Raw genomic sequence first — 1,340 nt, forward strand, 5'->3', positions numbered from 1 at the left:
TTTTCATTATCTACTACAATTTCAGCGTGAAATATTTTCTGCTCGATACGTTCATCAAAGTTATCTGATACAGAACCGACAAACATACCCTGTGTAAGCGTTGAAATTTTGGAAGCCGGAATAAGGCTGTCTAACTGTGTGGAAATAGAGGTAGATTTATCGTTGCGGTTAATTGTCATACTTTGGCGTTTTTGTAATACTTTACCGAAACGCTCTGAAAGACTTTTAGCAGTTTCGCCAACTACCTGACCGGAGAAAACGTTACCTACGGTATTTTGTATTACTTTACTCTCCTTGTCGCCGTAATCCCTTGTTAATTGCGAAAAGTCCTGAAAGCCTAAGCAAACTGCAACTTTGTTGCTTCTCGCTGTTGCGATAAGATTGTCCAGTCCCCTAAAATAAATTGTGGGCAGCTCATCTATGATAACAGAACTCTTTAGCTGTCCCTTTTTATTAATCAGCTTGACAATTCTTGAATTGTACAAACCCAAAGCGGCAGAATAAATATTTTGACGGTCGGGATTGTTGCCTACGCATAAAATCTTTGGCTCTTTCGGGTTATTGATGTCGAGCGTGAAATCGTCGCCTGTCATTACCCAATAAAGTTGCGGGCTAATCATTCTTGATAACGGAATTTTTGCCGATGCGATTTGACCTTGTAACTGGTCTTGTGCGCCACCTTGCCACGCATCCATAAACGGCGACAAATAATTTTCCAAATCAGGGTATGAGGTTAAAATCGTGAACACGTCCGAATACTTTTTATTAAGCAATTCAATGGCGTGTGGGAACGTGCAATATTTGCCATCCTCATAGATTTTCAGATACCAAATAATAGCTGCAAGCAATATAATTGGACTTTCCACGAAAAAATCCCCTTGCTTCTGTATCCACGACCTATTGAGGTTCAGCATTATGGTATATGCCGCTTCGTAAGCATCTGAAATATCCGTCATAAAGTCTGGGTTGAGTGGATTGCAACGGTGGCTCTTGCGTGGGTCGTCGAAATTTATCACGTAAAATTTTGGCTGAATTTTGTACTTATCCCGATGCTTCATTAAGTGATTGTAGGCAATAGTGGAAAGGTCGTCAAACTTGAAATCGTAGATGTACATACTAAAGCCTTTCTCAATCTGCTGCTTGATATAGTTGTTTACGATAGCATACGATTTACCGGAACCCGGAGTACCCAACACGATGGATGCCCTGAAAGGATTGACAATGTTTATCCAACCGTTATTCCATTTGCCTTTGTAGTAAAATTTGGTGGGCAGGTTTACGGAATATTCGTTTTCCATCAGCTTAGTTTCCTGCTGAAAGCTCTCGTTTTCGTTATTGAA

Annotated in this window: 1 protein-coding gene; it reads right to left on the bottom strand. The window is 40.4% G+C overall.

The window, feature by feature from the left end:
- Positions 1-1,340 (bottom strand): type IV secretory system conjugative DNA transfer family protein (locus tag L950_RS25330; protein WP_021191084.1); only part of this gene is annotated, 1,340 nt, incomplete at both ends.

The organism is Sphingobacterium sp. IITKGP-BTPF85 (assembly GCF_001006065.1).
Classification (GTDB): Bacteria; Bacteroidota; Bacteroidia; order Sphingobacteriales; family Sphingobacteriaceae; genus Sphingobacterium; species Sphingobacterium anhuiense.